This is a genomic window from Clostridium polynesiense (assembly GCF_000820705.1).
GTDB classification, from domain to species: domain Bacteria; phylum Bacillota; class Clostridia; order Clostridiales; family Clostridiaceae; genus Clostridium_AA; species Clostridium_AA polynesiense.
On the sequence record NZ_CCXI01000120.1, the window covers coordinates 12,981 to 34,055 of the forward strand.

The 21,075-nt window shown below is 33.2% G+C and carries 15 protein-coding genes and 4 pseudogenes; 2 read left to right on the forward strand and 17 right to left on the reverse strand.

Translation table 11 applies throughout. The annotated features are described in order from the left end of the window. Positions 1 to 14: 14 nt before the first annotated feature. The 13 genes and pseudogenes from TA89_RS11580 to TA89_RS11640 all read right to left on the reverse strand — a co-directional run bounded on the left by TA89_RS11580 (position 15) and on the right by TA89_RS11640 (position 13,965). Positions 15 to 1,010: a glycosyltransferase family 2 protein gene (locus TA89_RS11580; RefSeq protein WP_040213532.1), complete on the reverse strand. Its 996-nt coding sequence runs from the start codon at positions 1,008 to 1,010 to the stop codon at positions 15 to 17. 22 nt (positions 1,011 to 1,032) lie between these two features. Next, positions 1,033 to 2,129: pseudogene (locus tag TA89_RS11585) on the reverse strand (DegT/DnrJ/EryC1/StrS family aminotransferase). Position 2,130: 1 nt separating this feature from the next. Beyond that, positions 2,131 to 3,057 carry a GNAT family N-acetyltransferase gene (locus tag TA89_RS11590; RefSeq protein ID WP_040213533.1) on the reverse strand — a complete coding sequence of 309 codons (927 nt, stop codon included), beginning with the start codon at positions 3,055 to 3,057 and terminating at the stop codon, positions 2,131 to 2,133. A 7-nt stretch (positions 3,058 to 3,064) separates the two neighbouring features. Beyond that, the gene (locus tag TA89_RS11595) at positions 3,065 to 4,303 is read right to left on the reverse strand and encodes a glycosyltransferase family 4 protein (protein WP_040213534.1); all 1,239 of its coding nucleotides are present in this window, start codon (positions 4,301 to 4,303) and stop codon (positions 3,065 to 3,067) included. 54 nt (positions 4,304 to 4,357) lie between these two features. Beyond that, positions 4,358 to 5,257, reverse strand: coding sequence for a methionyl-tRNA formyltransferase (locus tag TA89_RS11600; protein ID WP_040213535.1), 900 nt, complete (start codon positions 5,255 to 5,257; stop codon positions 4,358 to 4,360). A 9-nt stretch (positions 5,258 to 5,266) separates the two neighbouring features. After that, positions 5,267 to 5,857 (reverse strand): sugar transferase, encoded by a 591-nt coding sequence (locus TA89_RS11605; protein WP_040213536.1) that lies wholly within the window; start codon positions 5,855 to 5,857, stop codon positions 5,267 to 5,269. A 2-nt stretch (positions 5,858 to 5,859) separates the two neighbouring features. Further along, a complete protein-coding gene (locus TA89_RS11610; RefSeq protein WP_197073451.1) occupies positions 5,860 to 6,522 on the reverse strand; it encodes a PIG-L deacetylase family protein in 663 nt (220 codons plus the stop codon). Beyond that, positions 6,522 to 7,151, reverse strand: coding sequence for an acetyltransferase (locus TA89_RS11615; RefSeq protein WP_341349998.1), 630 nt, complete (start codon positions 7,149 to 7,151; stop codon positions 6,522 to 6,524). Before TA89_RS11615 ends, TA89_RS11610 begins: the two co-directional genes overlap by 1 nt. Continuing rightward, positions 7,144 to 8,426 (reverse strand): annotated as a pseudogene (locus TA89_RS11620) (DegT/DnrJ/EryC1/StrS family aminotransferase). Before TA89_RS11620 ends, TA89_RS11615 begins: the two are co-directional and overlap by 8 nt. Before the next feature lie 47 nt (positions 8,427 to 8,473). Beyond that, a pseudogene (locus tag TA89_RS19295) lies at positions 8,474 to 9,665 on the reverse strand (UDP-N-acetylglucosamine 4,6-dehydratase family protein). Between the two features lie 732 nt (positions 9,666 to 10,397). Then, a complete protein-coding gene (locus TA89_RS11630; protein WP_082023923.1) occupies positions 10,398 to 10,820 on the reverse strand; it encodes a sugar transferase in 423 nt (140 codons plus the stop codon). Continuing rightward, entirely contained in the window at positions 10,786 to 11,991 is a 1,206-nt protein-coding gene (locus tag TA89_RS11635; RefSeq protein ID WP_052447465.1) for a DegT/DnrJ/EryC1/StrS family aminotransferase, read from the reverse strand. The genes TA89_RS11630 and TA89_RS11635 overlap by 35 nt, the downstream gene beginning before the upstream one ends. A gap of 36 nt (positions 11,992 to 12,027) precedes the next feature. Then, positions 12,028 to 13,965 carry a polysaccharide biosynthesis protein gene (locus tag TA89_RS11640; RefSeq protein WP_052447466.1) on the reverse strand — a complete coding sequence of 646 codons (1,938 nt, stop codon included), beginning with the start codon at positions 13,963 to 13,965 and terminating at the stop codon, positions 12,028 to 12,030. A 707-nt stretch (positions 13,966 to 14,672) separates the two neighbouring features. On the opposite strand from TA89_RS11640, the gene TA89_RS19070 reads away from it, so the two are divergent. Together TA89_RS19070 and TA89_RS19305 are read left to right on the forward strand one after the other, a co-directional pair. After that, positions 14,673 to 14,918 (forward strand): LCP family protein, encoded by a 246-nt coding sequence (locus TA89_RS19070; protein ID WP_278246232.1) that lies wholly within the window; start codon positions 14,673 to 14,675, stop codon positions 14,916 to 14,918. Positions 14,919 to 14,977: 59 nt separating this feature from the next. Beyond that, a pseudogene (locus tag TA89_RS19305) lies at positions 14,978 to 15,286 on the forward strand (LCP family protein); the annotation flags it as partial. Between the two features lie 301 nt (positions 15,287 to 15,587). On the opposite strand, the gene TA89_RS11650 reads toward TA89_RS19305, so the two are convergent. From TA89_RS11650 to TA89_RS11665, 4 genes are read right to left on the reverse strand one after another with little or no spacing between them, the layout of a single operon-like run. After that, a complete protein-coding gene (locus TA89_RS11650) occupies positions 15,588 to 17,330 on the reverse strand; it encodes a thiamine pyrophosphate-binding protein (RefSeq protein ID WP_040213540.1) in 1,743 nt (580 codons plus the stop codon). Positions 17,331 to 17,363: 33 nt separating this feature from the next. Further along, a complete protein-coding gene (locus tag TA89_RS11655) occupies positions 17,364 to 18,824 on the reverse strand; it encodes a lipopolysaccharide biosynthesis protein (protein WP_040213541.1) in 1,461 nt (486 codons plus the stop codon). A 59-nt stretch (positions 18,825 to 18,883) separates the two neighbouring features. Continuing rightward, positions 18,884 to 19,975: a polysaccharide pyruvyl transferase family protein gene (locus TA89_RS11660; protein ID WP_040213543.1), complete on the reverse strand. Its 1,092-nt coding sequence runs from the start codon at positions 19,973 to 19,975 to the stop codon at positions 18,884 to 18,886. 19 nt (positions 19,976 to 19,994) lie between these two features. Next, on the reverse strand, positions 19,995 to 21,074 hold the full coding sequence (locus TA89_RS11665) for a glycosyltransferase family 4 protein (RefSeq protein ID WP_052447468.1): 1,080 nt from the start codon (positions 21,072 to 21,074) through the stop codon (positions 19,995 to 19,997). Between the last annotated feature and the right edge of the window lies 1 nt (position 21,075).

A 21,075-nucleotide genomic window follows, 5' to 3' on the forward strand; every position in this document is an offset into this window, starting at 1 on the left:
TATTGAATGATACTCTATTGAAAACGTTCTTTCATTCTTCTTAAAAATTTTCGAGTATTCGTGAGAACATAGTAAAAAATAGTGTCTACATATGTCAACATAATACCAGCTTGTTTAATCACACTCTTACCATCTTCTTTTGCCTTTGCCATATCATATACAAATTTACTTAATCTAACCTGCTCAGTACAATATATCTTTCCATATATTTCCGGATGCTTTGCAATATCTAATTGTGCATACGTTATACAATCCTGATAATACAATAATCTTCGAGGTGCAAACAACTCACGTGAAGTAGATATTCCAACTTTCGCTCTGTGCTTAACTGAATAATCATTGAAAAATGATAATTTTTTATTTGCCGCTAAAAGTCGATTAGCCAATGCAATATCTTCAATCAGTACATATTTTTCATCACAAAATCCTCCATCTGCAAAAAAGTCTCTTCTATAACAGACAGCTTGATTAGCAATTGGAAATATATCTTTTTTAGCTATGTATCTTCTTCCACTAATATAATCCATATGCAATACTTTTTCTAACGCATTGTTAGACTTTTCTACTCGCGGATCATAAAGTGAATTCATCATATGATCACATTGCTCTAATTTTCCTACTACAGCAATAGAATTATCTTTTTTCAATAATTCAATCATTTTAGAAAAGGCATCAGGAACAGGATAAGTATCATCGCCACCCAATATTCTAATATATTCTCCTCTAGAAATAGCAAGTGCATTATTAATATTTTTCACAGTCCCAATATTTTTTTCTCGATGTATTATTGAATAAGTAACATTTCCATTTGCATTATTATCGATATATAATCTAATCTTTTCTTCATCAAAATCCTTTGATCCGTCATCTGAGATAATTAACTCAATTAATGGATAATCTTGTTTGATAACTGATTCAATAGCTTCAAACAAATACTCACCAGAATTATAAGACAAAAGAATAACTGAAACCATATCTTTAATTACTTCATTCTTAAATCTACTAGCCATTTTAATTCACCATTCACACAAATTATTTAAAACTATTTATGCAATCAATCACATATTGAATTTCTTCATCTGTCATTCCATAATACATAGGAATACTAAGTTCAGTAGCACTAATCTCTTCTGCAATTGGAAAATCGCCTTTTTTAAACCCAAGATTCTTATAACACTCTTGTAAATGCATTGGAATTGGATAATGTTTATTTGTAGATATCCCTTTTCCATTAAGGAATGCTTCTAACTCATCTCTTCTTTTACAACGAATACCAAAATATGCCAAACAGGAACCATATTATCCGCTACATAAGGAAGAATCACCTCTGGATTTTTAATCTCGGCTAAATATCTATCTGCAATTCTTCTTCTTTCGATATTAATTCTGTCAAGATGAGGAAGTTTAGCAGATAAGAATGCAGCTTGCATCTCATCGAGTCTTGAATTATTTCCCTGATAAATATGATGATATTTATAATCAGATCCATAATTTCCTAATGCACGTACCATATCAGCAATTTCTTTATTATTAGTAACAGTTGCTCCGGCATCGCCTAATGCCCCAAGATTTTTTCCAGGATAAAAACTAAAACCTGCCACATCGCCAAAAGAGCCTACCGTTTTCCCTTTATATGTTGCCCCATGTGCCTGTGCACAATCTTCAACAATATACAAGTTATATTTTTTTGCAATTTCCATTATTGGATCCATGTCACAAGCCTGGCCATAAAGATGAACTGGCATTATTGCTTTTGTTTTTGCTGTAATTGCTTGTTCTATAAGGCTTGGATTAATATTGAAGGTTTTTAAATTCGGCTCAACAAATACAGGTTTAGCGCCAACATAAGTTACTGCAAGTGCTGTCGCAATATAAGTATTAGATGGAATAATTACTTCATCATCGTCACCTATGCCCAATGCTTTTAACGCAAGCATTAATGCATCTAAACCATTACCTACGCCAATACAATATTTAGTGTCACAGAACTCTGCAAAAGCTTTTTCAAATGCCTCATCCTCTAACCCCTCAATATACCAAGATCTTTTATATACCCTTTCAAAAGCTGCTCTTAACTCTTTGTCTAATTCGTGCTCCATTGGAAGGAAACTAACAAATGATACTTTCATATCAATTCTCCTTTTTTATATATTTTTTAAATTCATTATAATCTCTAATATAATCTTCGACTTCATAATACTCTGATGCCGCTACACATAAAACAGAATCCTTCTGCAACCACAACATCTCTCTCCATGTTGGACGATCAATGACAACTCCAATTGAAGGATCACTTAATTCTATTTCCTCTCTACCCAACTCATTTTCTAAAATAAGTTGAATTCTCCCATATGGACAAAATAAAAGTTGTTTTAACTCTTTATGTGCATGAAATCCTCGCCTTATTCCTTCGGGTACTTTTGAAATATAATATTGTCTCTTAATTTCAAAATCAATGTCGTGATTAGCCTCATAAAACGACAGTTCTCCTGCTCCTACTGTTGGAATTGTTTTTATATGTACAATTTTGCATCCTACTACTGTATCGCGATTTTCAAAGATATCTCCTCTTAAAGCTGAATACCACTTTAAATCATCTTCATCACTATATCGATTTAAGATTTCAGGCGCTATATCAATAGCTTCATGAAAACTATGCTTATCGTAAAATCTAACTGCTCTATTATTCTTCCTTGATACGCACCAATAAACACTTTCTAAACCATATTCCGAAAATGCTTTTTCAATAATGGCTGTCATTCCAAACCATGAGTACCCGCGCCCCATTGCTTCTTTACGAACTGTGATTGCAAACTCTGCACTTGAATTTTTCTTGTCAATATGCTTTAAACTGACTGTTCCCATATACTCATCCTCATCAGATGCAATCGCTAAATTTACATTTTCAGTAAAACTCTGATTATTTTTAATAAATTCTTCACAATCACTTAATGTTTTAGATTTAAAATTTATGTGTAAATCTTGAACCACACTTTCATCATGCATCCATTCAAGCATTAATGGTGCATCTTTAAGTTGTAGTTTTCTTAAATACATAATCTACCTACCTTTCTATATGTTCAATTAATACATTTACTAACTTTTTATAATCATATTCTTCTGCTAGCCTTCGAGAATTTTTGCAATACACAGAATACTCTGACTTATCCATTTTTTTAAATTTTTCAATAGCATTTGCAATACTTTCTGGATTGTTATCGACTGACATGCCTGCTTTATTTCCTTCGACTAAATCATACTCCGGTTTTATCATTGACAATACCGGCTTCCCACTGGCGAAATACATAAATAACTTATTTGGGCTTACACCGTACTTTAATAAATTTGTATTTTTAAATGTAAATAGTGTCAAATCACTTCGAGATAACAGATTCATCGCATATTTCTTATCTAATGCACCTTTAAATTTAATATTACGTAACTGCAAATCACTGCACATCTTTTTAAGTCTTTCCTCTTGATTACCATATCCGTACACTAAAATGTCAACATCTTGAATAGAACGATCCTGTAATTCTTTTGCTGTTAACACCAGAACATCCAAACCATTAAATTCACTCACTGATCCTAAATATACAACTTTAAATTTATCATTTTCTAAATCATTATCAACTAGCTGAAAATCTTCTGTTTGTTTATCTACTGTTTTAAGATCCACTCCATTATTTAGATATCCAATGTTCTCTGTATCAACATCACCACCAAATTCTTTACTCCAACCCTTATCAATAATATATTGTTTTCCTCCTTCGAAGGAAAAAACAATTGAGTCTGCTTCCCTATATGATTTATGTTCCAACTTATACAAAGCTTTCGTTACAATTGAATTTTTCCTCATATGTCCCATATCTACAAAAAGCTCAGGCCACAAATCAAGAATATCAAAAATAACTTTTGTATTATATTTTTTCTTCCACTTCAAGGCAATATTCCCAAACAATCCTGCAAAATCACTGATAATTACATCTGGCTTTGGTATCTGATTTCTTAATTGCCATAACCTTAATTGGAATTGAAGCGCGACTACAACCCTTTTAATATTTGAATTATAGTCATCCGTTCGAATCACATAAAACTTCTCACCATCATGTTGAACAAATTTTATTTTTTCATTTTTACTCATATAATTAGGTCCATGCTTATAATCAGCACTTCCAGCTATTATAAAAACATCATATCCTTTTTCTCTCAAATGTTCACTCAACACTATTTGACGTGTTCGAATACCTGCATTTGGCCCATTATACTCGTTAATTATCCACACAACTTTTTTCTTATTCATTATATTTACGCACCTTTACATTCAGTAACAGTAATAACCACCCAAATATATTTCTCACCTTAACTTATGTCCAACAAACATCTTAATTTGATCAACATTTTCCCATTCAGTAACTCTAAGGATTGCGTCTGTTCCTAATACATCAAAATAATTTTCTTCAATATGACATATCTGACCAGGTATACCTATTACATTTTTATTCTCTACAACTTCTGCCCTCCATATAATAATCTGGTGTAAATTATCATACATACCAAAAGCACCAGGATATGGATGAGATACCGCTCTTATCAGCCTATGTATGTTATAAATAGGTTCCTTCCAATCAATACGACCATCTTCTGGTCTTCTAATTAATAGGTACGTAGCATCTTCCTCGTTTTGTTTTTGAGGCACTATAGAATTTTGCATCAAACCTTTTAAAACTTTTTTACTCAAAGACCTCAATGCCACACATAGCTTTTTTTCTACATCTTTTGCATAATCTGTCTTTTCAATTATGTACTCCTCCTGTCCCAAAATATCTCCTGAATCTATTCCTTCATCAATCATAAAAAGAGAACATTTTGTTTCATGAACCTCTAATAAAACTTGCCATACCATTGCTGCTCTTCCTCTGAATTTAGGAAGCGGAGTTGGATGAAAGCCCACACATCCTTTCTTGGGGAGATTTAATATTCTTTTGTCAATTAATTGAGATAATCCTATTACAAATATGTAATCTGGCCTTATTTCCCTAATTACTTTTATATTTTCATCAGTACTAATTTTTTTAAATTTTTTATATGGTATATTATGTTTTTTTGCTGTTTCATGAATTGGATAATATCCGGAAACATTATCAGAATATTTTTCATCTAATGAAAATACCATATCGATTGGAAACCCTGTTTCTATCATCTCCTCTAACATAATTTGACTTGAAATAACAGAACCAACTAATATTCCTTTCATCTCGACACCTTACCTTTTTGGATTTTTAAATCTATTTTCTCCACAGAAAACGACCATCACAGTTTTTATCAAAATCTTACAATCTAACAAAATATTAAAATTATTCACATACTCCACATCATAATCAATACGTTCTTCCCAACTTAGTGCAACATTTCCATTTACTTGTGCCAATCCTGTCATACCAGGTCTCATATTTAAACGTTGACGTTGGTAATCATTATATAAATCTGTTTGTTCTTTTACAGTTGGCCTTGGTCCTACTAATGACATATCTCCACGAAAAACATTAATAAGTTGTGGTAACTCATCAATCTTAAACCGTCGAATGCAATTTCCAAATATTGTCATACGTTCTGCATCCTTTGTAAAATCATGCTTTGCTTCTACTTCTTTATCAACTTTCATACTTCGAAATTTAAGAATATTAAATGTTTTTCCATCTTTACCAACACGGCATTGACTAAAAAAAACAGGTCCTGGCATAAATATTTCCAACAAAATCACTGTAATGATTAAAATCGGTGATATAATTATCAATCCAATCCCACTTCCAAAGATATCTACAAACCTTTTTATTACTAAATTAGTTTTCCTCATACTTACTTTATCTCCCTAATCAAACTAAATGCTTCTGCCACTTTTAAATTTACAGTTGCTCCTCTGAACTTTGCTAAAGCTTCAATTGCTCCAAGGGATCTAGCGTTAGGAAAATCAGATAGTTGTGAATGAAATTCATTCATTGCTTGTATTTTCAACGCATATGTATTTGTAATATCTTCATATACTGTGGGAATAAACTCATTTACAGTATTAGGAATATTCCATCCTGTTTCAGAAAGAGTTTCATACGAATAAACTCTCTTAGGATATTTTTTTCCTCGAGGCCTTACAGCAACCATAACTGCATCAACCACAATTTGATGGTCAAGTTGCATATCTCCACGATGGGGGATATAAACTTCATCTGGCTCTATCTTTTGTACAATTTCATTTATTTTTCCATTTAAAATATAACGTGGTACGGATTCAAGCATCACTGCTGGAAAATCAAGAAATATTGTTTCCTTTACACCAATTATCTCGTCTGCCTTAAGACATTCCCTTCTTCCCTGCTCAATAAATTTGACATCGAAAAGAGGTTCTACTCCTTTTGTCACAACACATACATATACTTCGTCACCTAATTTTGCTCTTTTAGCAATAGTTCCACCAACCCCAATTATCTCATCATCTGGATGAGGAGCAAAAACTAATATCTTCATCATCTAACCCTCTTTACTGGAACCCCTATATAAGTTCCTGATTTAACCAAATCACTAACTACAACTGCACCTGCACCTATCATACAATCGTTACAAATATTAACATTATTACTTATTACCGATCCTGCTCCGACCCAAGTTCTATTACCAATTTCACATGTGCCTGCAACATGAGCACCTACTGAAACATGGACATAATTATGAATCATACAATCATGATCTACTGTTGCTCCAGTATTGATAATGCAACCATCACCAATTAACGTATCAGAATTGATAATTGCCCCTGCCATTACAACAGTTCCTTTTCCTATATGTACTCTTCTGCTAATTACTGCAGCAGGATGGATTAATGAAATAATATTATCTAACTGATTTTGGAATTCACATCGTATATCAGCATTACCAATGGCAACTATCTTGTCTCCAAACATATCTTTAGCATCAGTTGTTTTCCCTACAATCGGATATCCAGCACATTCTTTTAGACTTGCATCATCATCAAGAAAAACAATATCTGTGTACCCTTTTTTTATTGCAATATCTGCAACAACTTTCCCATGTCCACTTGCTCCAATTATAATTAACCTATTCATCCTACTAAATTCCTCACCAAAATAATTACTCAAAACAAGCTCGAATCACTTCTATAATTCTATCCTGCTGTTCTGGTGTCATTTTATTATCACTTGGTAAACATAATCCTCTTTCAAAGATGTCCATACCAACATCGGCCACCCCACCTGTAGTAAATGCATTTGTTCTTGCACGACCATTACCATCTCATGTAATAAATGGATTTAATCTGTAAATTGGCTGCATGTGCATTGGCTTCCAAATTGGTCTACCTTCTGCATTGATAGATGCAATAGCTTCTAAAATCTCTGTTGGACAAGTTTCTCCTTCTTCTTTGATATAGCACACATCCTGTTCACCACGTACCTGTTTGCACATTGCGTCTTTATCAATAATCAAACACGAAAGCCAATAGTTTGGCTCACAATTTTCATAATCGATTGGATTCATAGAAACTGGCAATCCCTTAAAGCCTTCTTTGTATCCTCCATAAATTGCCTTTTTCTGTGCAATATGTTCATTAAGATATGAAAATTTCCCCCTTACTACACCTGCAATTACATTACTCATGCGATAGTTGTATCCAAGCTCTTCATGCTGATACCAATCTGCATTTTCTCCTGCCTGTGTTGACCACTTACGGACTTTATTTGCAGCTTCTTCATCATCTGTTAAGAAACATCCACCTGAACTACCTGTAATAATCTTATTTCCATTAAAAAAAACTGTATTATATTTTCCAAAAGTTCCTGTCTGTACTCCTTTATATGTAGCCCCCATGGATTCTGCTGCATCTTCAACAAGAATTGCATCATGTTTTTTAATGATAGCATTTAATTCATCAATTTTTCCTGGAGTTCCATATAGATGAGCAATAACTACTACTTTTACATCTGGATATAATTCAAATGCTTTTTCCAATGCCACTGGATCCATATTCCATGCTTCATACTCTGTATCAATAAATATAGGTTCTCCACCTTCATATACAACAGGATTTACCGTTGCATCAAAAGTCATATCAGAACAGAATACTTTTTTCCCTTCCAATGCACCATGTCCAACCTTTGGCATACCATAAGCAGCAATTCCTGCAAGCTTCATTGACATATGCAAAGAAGCAGTTCCCGCAGATAATCAACCGCATATTTACATCCAATATATTCACAAGACATTCTTTCAACTTCAGAAATATTTTTTCTAACTGTAGACATCCAGTTCATTTCATATGCTTCTTTTACATATTCTATTTCTGGCCCATGCATTGTAGGGCTGCTTAACCATACTTTTGAATCAAATTTTTCAAATCTGTTTTCTTCTTTAAACATCTTTAGCTCCTCTTTTTATGCTTTATCATTCTCATACACTGTCTCTTTTAATTTGAAACAGTTTTATTGATTTCTTCAGGGTTTTTAAATGTAGGAACAGCCTTTCTTAACGCTTCTTTTGCTTTTAAATCATCTCCCAAATCACAAGCTTCTTTAAGCATTGACAGTTTATCTTCAATATCGACTTTACTCAAAGGCACATCACGTTCTACAAAGATCATACTATTAGATGTCTTATCTAATTCTTCTGTTTTTACCAAAAGCTCTTCAAAGAGTTTTTCACCTGGACGAAGACCTGTCTCAACTATCTCAATTCCAGGTACACCAGATAAACGAATCATATTTTCAGCAAGATCAAGAATCTTGACGGCCTTCCCCATATCCAAAACGAATAATTCTCCATTTCTGGCAAGAGCTCCACTCTGCAATACAAGCTGAGATGCCTCTGGAATCGTCATAAAATATCGAATAATACGTTTATCTGTAATGGTCACCGGTCCACCGTTTGCAATCTGACGTTTAAAAAGTGGAATAACAGATCCAGCACTTCCCAGTACGTTTCCAAAACGTGTTGCACTATATTTTACTTTTCCGTATGTACTTGCACTCTGAACAATCATCTCACATACGTTTCGTAGCACCCATTACATTAGTAGGGTTTACTGCCTTGTCTGTAGATATCAGAACAAATCTCTTGACTCCATATTTATCTGAACATTCAGCAGTGTTTAAAGTTCCATAATCGTTGTTTTTTATGGCTTCCTCCGGATTAAACTCTATTAACGGCACATACTTATGAGCTGCAGCATGGAAGATTACATCCGGTTTATATTCACCAAATACTTTTTCTAGCCTTCTTTTGTACTTTACAGTAGCTATAATCACTTTTAAATTAAGCTCCGGATATTTTCTTAAAAGCTCATTTTGTATATCGTAAGCATTGTTTTCATATATATCTAATATAATAAGTTCTCCTGAATTATAGTTTACTATCTGCCTGCAGAGCTCCGACCCAATAGAGCCTCCTCCTGTGACAAGTACAGATTTACCGGTAAGATAATCAGATATACCTTTATTATCAAGAGTTACAGGTTCCCTTCCTAATAAGTCTTTAACATCCACATTTCTCATCCTGCTTAAAGAAACCTTTCCGCCTAAAAGCTCATATACTCCAGGGATTATCTTAGTCTCACAGTTTGAATTATTACATATTCTTACCAGATTTTTTCTTTCCTCCATGGATAATGACGGAATTGAAATTATAATTAAATCTATATCATATATAACAGCTATTCCTTCAATATCATTACGGTTTCCCAAAACCCTATGACCTGGATAATATAATAACTGAGTAAGGCATTCTATTTTGAAAAAAGAACTCAGTATAAGAATAGCAGAGTTTGCTTCAACATTACCCAATCCTCCTAAAGTGAATTCATCTATGCTGGCAAGGCTCCAAAGACTTTTGTAGAGGTTAAATAAATAAAATATAGCAATATATATTAATGTAACAACAAGAGCTGCTCTTTTATAACCAGAAAGATAAATTTCAGGAATATCAGTATCAAAAATGCAACCGCATCTTTCAGATATCAATCGCTCTACTTCGTTAATATTCCTTCCTACCGTGGAATCCAATTTGTTTCATAAGCCTCGGTGACACACTTTAATTCGTCACCGTGCATTATGGGCGATGACAGCCAAATTTTGTTTTTAAACGGACTAATCTTCATCTCTTTTTCTACCTTTCACATTCAACATCATCAATTAGCAGGGACATATTGGGACTATAACACGACAATTAGCCGAGAATGGTAAAGCTACCACTCCTCGGCTAAGTCAACCTCCTTATCCAATTTTGTACGCTTATCAGATTGGGTCAAAATAAGCAATCAAGAAGCCATTTTGACTTTTCACCGTCCTCAATTGCTACTCCACCCAATTCGCACAAAACTACAGAACGGGACTGACTTACGCCGTGACAACGCTTGAAAAATCAATGTTTTTCTTGGTTGTCCCTATTATATCTCTTACCCCTTTAATTATATTAAAAAGTTCTGGAAGTTCATCCAAGCTAGTACTTCTTAAGAACTTACCAAAGGGTGTAAGTCTAACCTCTTCGGGAAGAAGTTCCCCATCATCATCTCTTTCATTCTTCATAGTTCTAAATTTATAAAGAGTAAAGATTTTTTCATTTAATCCAGGTCTCTTCTGCTTAAATATCACAGGACTTCCCAGTTTAACCTTTACCAAAATCCCTATAATAATTAATACTAGACTGAGAATCACTAATGCAAGTAAAGATAATACAAAATCCATGGGTCTTTTTAAATAATCCCTGTATATTCTTCTTTTCTTTTTATACTCTGGTCTTATTTGAATCTGAGCATTCATTCCATAACCCCTTTATTATTTTACATACTCTATCTAGTTCCACGTCACTCATTTTTGTATCACTTGGCAGGCAAACACCATTCTCAAATAACCACTGTGACTTACTCACTTTGTTTTCCGAAGTAGCTGCTACTTCCTGCATTGTCATATCTTCAACTTCTTCATATTCACTACTTATAAAGTCATACTTCTCAAAAACAGGCTGCATATGCATAGGCTTCCATATAGGTCTTGATTCGATATTTTCCTTTTCAAGGGCTAATATCACATCTAAAGGTCTAACAGCACCACTTAGCATCATACAGCTAAGCCAGCAGTTTGGCTGATTCCATTCATTAACTGGCATGAAGTCAACTCCATCTAACCCGCTAAGTTCTCTCTTATAGTATTCATATATATACCTCTTCTTAGCCACTCTCTTATCCAGCACCTTGAGCTGTCCTCTTCCTATACCGGCTACTACATTACTCATTCTATAATTAAATCCTATCTCGCTGTGCTGGTAGTGTCTTGCTTGATCTCTAGCCTGAGTTGCCCAAAATCGAACTTTTTTAATTTTTTCTTCGTTATTGGATACAAGCATTCCTCCCCCGGAAGTTGTAATTATCTTATTACCGTTAAAAGAAAATACGCCATAATCTCCAAAAGTCCCCGTATGCTTTCCTTTATAATAGGTTCCTAATGATTCCGCTGCATCTTCAATTAATGGCACATTATGCTTTTTACAAATCTCAGATATTTTGTCAATATCAGCTGACAGTCCATATAAATGGACAACAATCACAGCTTTGACATTAGGATATTTCCCAAAAGCTTTCTCTAATGCTTTTGGACTCATATTCCAAGTTTCATAATCACTATCTATAAATACGGGAGTCGCATTTTGATAAATAATTGGATTTGCTGTTGCTGAAAAAGTGAGCGACTGACAAAAAACTATATCTCCTTCCCCTATACCAACAGCCTTCAAAGCCATGTGAATAGCAGCTGTACCGGAAGTTAATGCTGCTGCATGTTTTGCTCCAACCTTAGCAGCAAGTTCCTTCTCAAAACTATTTACATTCTCTCCAAGAGGCGCAATCCAGTTTGTATCAAAAGCCTCTTTTATATATTCCATTTCATAACCCTCATCACTCATATGTGGAGATGATAGAAAAATCTTTTCACCCATTCCCCTTATTCTCCTTTGCTTGATTTTAAAAATCTATTAGTTAAAACTCTTCCCTACAGCAACTTCGTCAAAAACTTCTCTCATATTGTTTTTTCTAGTGTCAGCTGCAACTGTGGTATTTAAATTTCTTTTATCCTGAATCATTCTCTTATATGTAGGAACCATCTCCTGTATTTTTTCTAAAATCTGATTATCTGTTCCAAACTGTATTATATCAATAATATCTCTTATCTGAGCTTTTAATTTATCAATATCATAGCTTGCAGGCTTGCCAATAAAGATTTTATTATGTTCTGTTTTTTGAAGTCCTTCTTCATCCATAAGAAGCTCTTCATAAAGCTTTTCTCCTGGCCTTAATCCTGTTACTTCAAGTTTAATATCCACATTGGGCTCATAGCCGGAAAGTCTTATAAGATCCTTTGCCAAATCGTATATTTTTACCGGACTTCCCATATCCAATACAAATATTTCGCCACCCTTAGCATATGCTCCTGCTTGAAGCACCAACTGCGCCGCTTCCGGTATAAGCATAAAAAATCTGGTTATCTCCTTATGAGTTACTGTAACAGGACCGCCCTCAGCAATCTGTTTTTGAAAGAGAGGGATTACTGAACCGTTACTGCCTAATACATTTCCAAATCGTACTGCTACGAATTCGGTTCTACTCTTAGCATCTATAGCCTGAATTACCATTTCGCACATCCTCTTAGATGCACCCATTACATTAGTAGGGTTTACTGCCTTGTCTGTAGATATAAGAACAAATCTCTTAACTCCATACTTATCTGCACATTCAGCAGTGTTTAAAGTTCCATAAACGTTGTTTTTTATGGCTTCCTCCGGATTAAACTCCATTAACGGCACATGCTTATGAGCTGCAGCATGGAAGACTACATCCGGTTTATATTCATTAAATACTTTTTCTAGCCTTCTTCTGTCCTTTACAGTAGCTATAATCACTTTTAAATTAAGCTCCGGATATTTTCTTAAAAGCTCATTTTGTATATCGTAAGCATTGTTTTCATATATATCTAATATAATAAGTTCTCTTGGATTATAATTTACTATCTGTCTGCAGAGCTCCGACCCAATAGAGCCGCCTCCTCCTGTTACAAGCACAGATTTACCGGTAAGATAATCAGAAATACCTTTATTATCAAGAGTTACAGGCTCTCTTCCTAATAAGTCTTTAACATCCACATTTCTCATCCTGCTTAAAGAAACCTTACCATCCAAAAGCTCATATACTCCTGGAATTATCTTGGTCTCACAGTTTGAATTATTACATATTCTTACCAGCTTTTTTCTTTCCTCCATGGATAATGACGGAATTGCAATTATAATTAGATCTATATCATATATAACAGCTATTCCTTCAATATCATTACGGTTTCCCAAAACCCTATGACCTGTGATAACTTTTCCCTGTTTATTTTTATCATCATCAATAAAGCCTATTACCTGGTATTTCATTTCATAATGCCTGTAAATTTCCTTGACTATGGTTATTCCTGCATCTCCTGCTCCAACCACCAGCACTCTTTTAAAAGAGCTTTTATCTGCTCTTCTGCACATCAAAACCACTCTTCTGTAAATTCTAAAAAGAAGCCTGAAACCTAATGTAAATATTGTTATAAATATACCAGATAATATAATAACTGAGTAAGGCATTCTATTTTGAAAAAACGAACTCAGTATAAGAACAGCAGAGTTTGCTGCAACATTACCCAATCCTCCTAAAGTGAATTCATCTATGCTGGCAAGGCTCCAAAGACTTTTGTAGAGGTTAAATAAATAAAATATAGCAATATATATTAATGTAACAACAAGAGCTGCTCTTTTATAGCCAGAAAGATAAATTTCAGGAATATCAGTATCAAACCTGAATAAAAGTGCTAATACAAAACTAAAATTAATAAAAATGATATCGTAAAATAATAAAGCAAATTTCTTATATTTCACAAAGACCTTCATTTAACCCCTCCTTAATATTAATTATCCTTCGCTCCAACACTACTTGTAATAAAAGTAAATTAATAAACAATATTTTTAATATAACATTGAATAAAATATAAATTTATAATAAAACTACATTTAGTTGTTATTTTATCCATTTAAAATAAATGTTACCATTTTATTAACAGTCTGTCCATGTTAATAAGGCCAGTAATCATGTGAAATAATCCATAAAAGTCTTTATTTCTCCTTTTTTGATGTTTTTTTAATTAAAGTTATTTTTTTACATAAAAAGTTAATTAAATTCCTTTTTTTATAAGATTATATAGAAACTAAAAAATATATGATTTATGCGATTGTTTATCATTACATATAACTAATCACATTAATATAATACTTGGATTATTTTGCTGAAGAAGTCCTTTAAGCTATAATTTGCTTTTATGATTCTATAACCTAAGGAGACTAATTTACCAGTGAAAATTAAAAACAGAAAAATCAAAATATTATTAGTAGTTCTTACTTTAATAATAGTTCTATCCGCTTCCACAGCAATTTATCTAAACTCTTTGCTAAACAAAACAGAAAAACATATTTTTTCAAAAAAACATAGTTAATTAGGAATAGCTAAGAATATATCGGAAAAGGCTAAATCAGAAGAAATCGTTAATATAGCTTTATTCGGAATAGATGCTCCTAAAGGTAAACGTGGAAGATCCGATGCTATAATGGTTATGACTATAGATAATTTTAATAACACCATTAAGCTTTCTTCAATAATGAGAGATTCCTACGTTTCTATAGATGGTCATGGTATGGATAAAATAAATCATTCCTATGTCTTTGAAGGACCCCAGCTAGTAATTAGGACTCTCAATCAAAAATTTAAACTTAACATAAAAGATTGTATTACAGTTAACTTTTCTACTCTTCCGGAAATCTTTGATGCTATCGGCAGTGTTGAAATCTAAGTAAAAGATTATGAGGTGTCTCACTTTGCTAATTACGGTATAGAAATACTGGAAAGTATAATTTAAACGGAATACAAGCATTAACTTATAGCAGGATAAGAAAGTCAGGAAACGGTGATTACGAAAGAACGGATAGGCAGAGAGATGTACTGAATGAAGTCTTTAAAAAAATCACCTCTAACGAAGCTTTAAAATTCCCAGGTTATGTTTCGAAGCTTCTTCCTCTTACTGAAACAAGCCTCTCAAATATAGATATATTAAAGTTAGGTAAGGATACCTTATCTGCCGGAAATCTTAAATTCAGCAAAAAAAGATTCCCTCAGGAGGGATTCTGTGAAGGAAAAGTGATAAATGGTATATATTTATGATAAGGGCAGCCAGCTTTACTCAAACTCTGTTGCAAGTTATCACTAGCAATAAAACTAAATCTCTTTGAGATTTCTTGAGGTATGCTGGCTTACTTAGTTACTGTTACTATGTGTAATTATAATTCTTATACTTTAAGAAGTTATAGTAGAAATTAGGTGATAATTAAATTTTTCTGATAGCCGTCGTATGCCAAATTTAAATTGTTCTAATTTCATCATCAATTAGACAGAAGTGTTACACCTTAAATATATAAGCTGATTTTGTTATTTCATATATTGTATTAGCTTATATAACGAATCTTCAAGGATTAATTAGTCGCTTTAGTGTTCGAAATCCTTTTTCCCCAATCACTTCTTTCATTATATTCTTTACAGCTCCCTTAGTTGTTGTTTCCAAGTTATTCATAATTCTTATAGCATTACTTTCTTCTTGGCTATCAGTGAAAACTTCAAGTAATAGTGGTTTTTCCAACTTATCCGGGGTAAAAAAATGATCCATCACTTTTAAGTATTCATTTTTATTTGTAGCGCAAAGATATTCGAATCCTAAATCTTCAACATAATGTTTTACCAACTTAGAGGATTGATTACCAAAATGACCTGCTGCAGCCATATATTTATCTGCCTCTTCTCCAAAATAAGCTGCATTATGATTATAATTTCTAAATTCTGTTCCTCGCCCATTATTTACTACAATTAATCGAATATTATTACTTACATGACGGTTTCCGATAACATTCATATCATAAAAGAAAGCCAAATCTCCAACTACACCAAAATAAATCTTATCTTTATCCACTAAAGAGGCTCCAATAAGTGAAGAAACACCTCCATCAATTCCGAATCCGCCAGTATTGGAATAAACCTGAACACTATTTGGAACTTCAAAATAATCCCACACCCTAAGCGAATTCAAAATTCCCAAGTGCAAAACACTTTCTTCTGGCAAGTGGGATATCGACTTCTGTGCTACCCAAGCATTAGAAAACGGTAACTCAGGAACTTTTCTTAAAAGCTTTTTGCATTCCTCTCTGCATTCATTCACATAAGAACTGACTTTTGATTCTTCTGTTGTCATTTTTAGATAAGCCTCAAAAAAATCTTTTTCTTCCAACTCAAAAATATAAGAGAGTTTTCTAAATGTATCTCGAATCACACCATCTGGATTAACTCTCCAAACTTCGCGAGGATGCATATTTATTGCAGAACCAGAAATATCCCCCAAGTGTATCATCACATCCAAAGTCCTGCACGGTGCATCATACTGTTCTTGGCTACACATCAGACTAGCATTTACACCATACTTCCCTTTATAATTGCTTGTGTGATCACAGAAAACCACTCCATTATACTTTTCACAAAACCTATCTACAACAGCAATTAATTCTTCTGACCATTTTTTATGTGCGCCAACAAAGATTCCAACCTTCTTACACTTCAACTCCGGAAATAGATTGTTACAAGAAATTCTACGTATTACTCGTGCAGGGGGTAATTCTTTTACCGTAAAATTCATACTGTAAACAGTTGCTAAATTAATATGAACCGGTCCTCCTCCACGGTGATTTAATTCCAAAAGTGCACTATTTAATTTGACTTCGCAAGCCCACTCATCCTCCGCATCATGAATAGTGGGGATTTGGACACTCATATTAACAGTATCATTTAATGATGTAGTTCTATCAATAACTTGAGGCATATTCTGCCCAATTCTGCCACTATGCTGCGTGGATGTAATGGCAAGAACAGGTAATTTTCGGTAGTATGCCTCTGTTAAACCTGACATATAATTTCTAGATGCTGTTGCACCGGTGCAACTCAAAGCAACCGCCTCTCCACTTTCCGCAGCTAGACCGCAAGCAATATAAGCAGCTGAACGTTCATCGACAGAGGAATATATCTCAAAAAAAGAGTCCTGCTGTATGCTAGCAATGAAACTAATATTTGTTGTTCCTGGGCTGGCAACTACCTTTTTAATACCATGTGCTTTCATTAAACTAATCAATATTTGTACGCTACGTTCATCTGTATAAAAAGTATCCATAGTAACTCCTCTCTTCAACAATTATATCTTTAACTAAAAATCCGTCCTTTTCTTAATACTAATTAAATTTTTTATTGCTAGAACTATAATTTTTCGCTTAACAATCAAAATAGTTGTAAAGACTAAAATCAATAAGTATCTAACTACAACATCACGATAAGTAATCAAGAATGCAAAAGCAATAGCCATGAACACAACTGTGATAATCAATAAGATTTTATCATTATAGGCCTCCGCCCCATTTAGATATTCCTTACATATTTTTTTCATGAAATAGTAATGTAATATCGCATAAATTACATAACATAATAATGTTGTGTAACCTGCAGCATAATAGCCCCATATTCGAATTGCATGGTAATTCAATACAATGTTCAACACTGCTCCAGCAACTGTAGCAAATGTAATATAATGCGTTTTTTCGAAATAAAATTCAAATACTGCAAAAAAAGTATATGCAAACATAAAAAAAACACTCATTGCTATAGGGGGAATAACCCAAATTGCATCCATATATTCTATAGGCGCAAAAATAGCTATAATCTCAGGTGCAAAGGCAATTAAAATAACATTCACACCTGCAATAATTATAAAAGTAGGATATGCAATTTTAGAAATACCAGCAATTTCTCCAGCTTTTATTTTTTTATAAAGCCATGGCTCTACAGTTTGAATCAATGCAGTATTAAACATAGTCATAATTAATGATACAGAATATGCTAAATTATATATACCAGCAGCATCTTCTCCTACCATGTAACCAATCATAATTCTATCGGCACTACTTAATACAGATGTTGACAAATAATGCGGTAACAAAGGTAGATTAAACAGCAAGGCATATTTCCAAAATTTCCTAACGCAAAACTTTCTACCACGGTACATTTGAACAGCAAACAGACCTGTATAAGCAACAACTTCTACCAATAACAGCCCCAAAATACGTGCAGTTACCTTATCTGTAGAATTTAAGACTAAGAACACTCCTAATACCGGTTTTGCAATAGATACTAGTAAAGTAATTAAAACTAATTTACTATACTTAAAATCTATCCTTTGTTCTACAGACCAAAAATTGAAACATGCTGTCGTCCAAATCATTAAAAGCATTGCCAACATCTGAACCGTAGTTAGTTCAAATAGATTATTCAGCCAATCATGAAAAATTAGATATATTATTGTCCATGCTACCACTAACGTTAAACATAATCCCTGTAAAGACGAAGCATATTGCTTACGCTCACCTTCAAATTTAACCATTCCCTGAGTATAAACCCCACTATATAAATTTAAAGACACGAACACAGTAATAATACTTAACCAAGAGTTAAATACGCTATACTTTCCATATTCAGAAGTTGTCAATATCCTAGTAAAAATAGGGGTGGTTATAAGCGAAATTCCTTTTTGCAGGAATGTACATATCAAAAACCAAAGAGAGGCTCGCACTTGTACTGGAATTGTTTTATATTTATCTATTATTTTACCCAACATAGTACCCCTTTCCTGCATAATGTAAAATCTATACCATTTCCATATTCACCAGTATTTTTCTATATCTGCGAAATAATCTGCTCAATATATCTCAGTGATTTTTTCTTTTCAACCGTAAGCTTTTGTTCTACAACACTATAATTAATCATTCCCTTTTCTTCTACACTATTGCAAAGATAACGCTCTGATAAATCAACTATTTCTAGCAAACTCACAATCCGCCCTCCCATCGAATTTCCTATCCCATCTCGCGGAAAAACATAAAATTCTTTCTGATATATAATTGAAAAAACCGTTCCATGAAATGAATCAGTAACAACATAATCACAATTGTGAATTAGATATAAAAACTCGCTAGGACCTATAAATCCATACCATTCATCCGAATGAATATCAATAATCTCTATTTTTTCCCTATCTTTAATTGCTTTAATAAAATCACTTGCTTCCTTAGATATAGTCCCTAAAAAATATACCAGTACATATCTCTTATTACTTATAACCACATTTGGCTTTTTTTCTAATTGAGCCCACTCAGAGTCATTCAATAATAATGTTGGATCTAAATTAACTTCAATGCTTTTATTGGTCATTTCTTGCAGAATTGAAACGCACTCCGCTTCACGTACCGATATATTATCCAAATCATTTATATACACACTGAATTCCTTTTTTCGTTCCTCAGGGATATATTCAGCTCCCATACTTGCAGCATATGAAGATTTTTTTCCTGCTTCCACAAATCCCAAAAAATTCACGCAACCGTTTTGTGGATAGTTTGGATTCCAAATCTGATCACTTCCACATATAAAGTAGTCATAAGACTGTGTTATTTCAACTGGTATTTTTTCATTCCACAACTTATATTTAGAATACTTTATATATCTTCTGTCAAACTCATTGAACAATAAATGTCTCTGTCTTTCTTTTTTCATTTTAGGTAAATAAATAGACATACATTTCTTAATTGTCCTTTTGGTTTTATCCAAAAGTGCTTGACTTTCTGTACACAAGTTTTTTAATGTTTCTACCTTTACGCAATTCTTTTCAAGAACTCGTTGTAAAGCATAATTCTGTAATCTATTTCCTTGATTTTCACCTAGTATTGTCACAATTGCAACACTTTTACTTGTTTCTTTTTTAATCTGCAATTTGGCCAACCTCCTGTGCTTATGCTTTTTCATCTATAGTCTCATGGAGTATACTAATAAATTTGTCTTTAGCAAATTTATAATTAAGCAATGCTTTTACCCTAACATTACCTTTTCTTGCTAGAAGAATGCGCTTTTCATTGCCTTCAATTAACTTTTTACATGCACTGTACATTGATTCTGTATCGTGAATATCCACAAAAATTGCACTGTCTTCGTCTGCGTATTCCATTACCCCTGTAGTGCGTGTGGATACCAGTGCACAACCGCACATCATTGACTCAGCACCAGTTAAACCAAAACCCTCGTTCCAACTTGGGCATAAATAAATTGCAGAATTATTATATATTCTTACCAATTCTTCAGATGTTGCATTGTATGTATACTCTATCCAATTAGGCAAGTCTGATGGCTTTTTAACAACCCCAAAAAGGTGTGCTCTTAAATCGGGAAAATCTTGCTTTAATTTTTTTAAAACTTTCAAACCTTCTTTTGATCCTTTGCTTTCTAAATCATGATATAGCATACAAATCGATGTAGAATTTCTTTTTTCTAAAGCCTTAGTTATCCTGAAAATTTTACCATCTATTCCATTTAAAACTACAATAACATTCTGATTTGCATACTTTTCTATGGTGTTTTTTAGCCATTTTGATATTGTTATAATTCTCATAGGATATTTATATGTTTCTAATAACTTTTCTTCATTTATAACCCATGTTTCGTACCCCTGCACAAAGTAATACTTCTTACCTTTATTGCCAGATAGTCGGTAAACACTTTCTGCTGTATCTGCTGCAGTAGCAATAACCACGTCTGCATCTGGAATAGTATCATTTGAAACAAACGACACTACTTTTCTTTTAACTTTACTATTTAATGCAAACCAACTCGGTCCCCTTTGGGCTAAAAAATTGGCAATTTGCATCTTTATCCAAAAAGGAAATTTATAATTTGAAAACAACCTATTTTTGTGGCAATTATATACAATCAATACTTCGTCACCGTTATTAATCAGTTCATCTGCGTAAGTATAAACCATTTTATATCCGCCACTTGCTTCCTGAATCGGTTCGTTAATAACAAATGTCACCTTCATC